This is a genomic window from Rhizobium sp. 25PS6 (genome assembly GCF_032464655.1).
Lineage (GTDB): Bacteria > Pseudomonadota > Alphaproteobacteria > Rhizobiales > Rhizobiaceae > Rhizobium > Rhizobium laguerreae.
In genome coordinates, this window is record NZ_JAWDIV010000060.1 from 1 (window position 1) to 1,124 (window position 1,124).

General features: G+C 60.1%; 1 protein-coding gene. It reads right to left on the reverse strand.

From position 1 onward, the window contains the following. Positions 1 to 1,047 (reverse strand): IS481 family transposase (locus RWK44_RS34770; RefSeq protein ID WP_441005342.1); only part of this gene is annotated, 1,047 nt, incomplete at its 3' end. Positions 1,048 to 1,124 lie beyond the last annotated feature (77 nt).

Genomic DNA, 1,124 nt, shown 5'->3' on the forward strand with positions numbered 1-1,124 from the left:
GACGGCCTGTCCGGCAAAGACCAGGCTGAGATTGATCTTCTTTCGCTTGTAGCAGATGCGGCCGCATGTTGTGACGGTCACGGTCTGGTCGTGGAACGGATAGTCGAGCTCCGGCAGGCCGCGATAGGGTCGTGGTGAAGCGTGGTAGCGCTCTGCCGGGCAAGCCATGTCAAGGGCTTGGTGCGGCCGCTCTGTGTTGAATTCTTCGACGAAGTCGTCAAAGCGGGCCTGCTGCTGCAGGAAATTGGCGCCGGCCGGCTTAGTGGTTTCCAGCTTGAGTGTGAGATGCATGCGTTCGTGGCGGCCGTTCTGCTGCGGATTGCCTGGCTTGATGCGCTCGATGTCGATGCCGAGCCTCAGCCACCAGACCGCCAACCGCGACAGATTGAACAATCCATTGGGACTAGCGAAGGGTACGCCGTTGTCGGTTCTGATCGCCCTGGGCAGGCCGAACTCCTTGAAGACGCTTTCGAACACGGTGAAGGCGTAGGCTTCCTTCGTCGTGTGCAGCGCCTCACAGGCTAGGAGGTAGCGGCTGGCGAAATCGGTGACCGTCAATGGATAGCAGTAGCGCTTGTCGGCAAGCATGAACTCGCCTTTGTAATCAGCGCACCATAAGTCGTTGGGTTGGCGAGGTTGGGAGAGTGGCGTTCCCTGTGCCCTGTTGCGCCGTCGCTTGCGGTGCTGAACCAGCCCGTTGCGGTCGAGCACCGCATGCACGGTCGAGATCGCCGGCGTTTGCACGTCCGGGTAAAGCCGCGCCAGTCGTTCTCTGATCTTCGGTGCGCCCCAGTTCGGCTTCTCCTGCTTGGCACGCACAATCAGCTTCTCGATTTGGAAAGGAAGCTGATTGGCGTGCCGGTAGGGACGCCGCGAGCGATCCGTCAGTCCTTCCAGCCCGCAGGCATTATAGCGGCTGATGATCTTGTGGCCGGTCTTGCGCGAGATGCCGAACTCGCGGCACAGCGCCGCTATCTTCTCGCCATCAAGAACCCGCGCAACGAATTTGAGACGCTCGTCCATACGGTTGCACTCCTGCCAAGGCACCTTCGCTCTCCTCGCAAAGGCCAAAAGTGTAACCCATGTCTCCGGTATGAACTGTCACCCTTCTCTCGGGAAGGGCA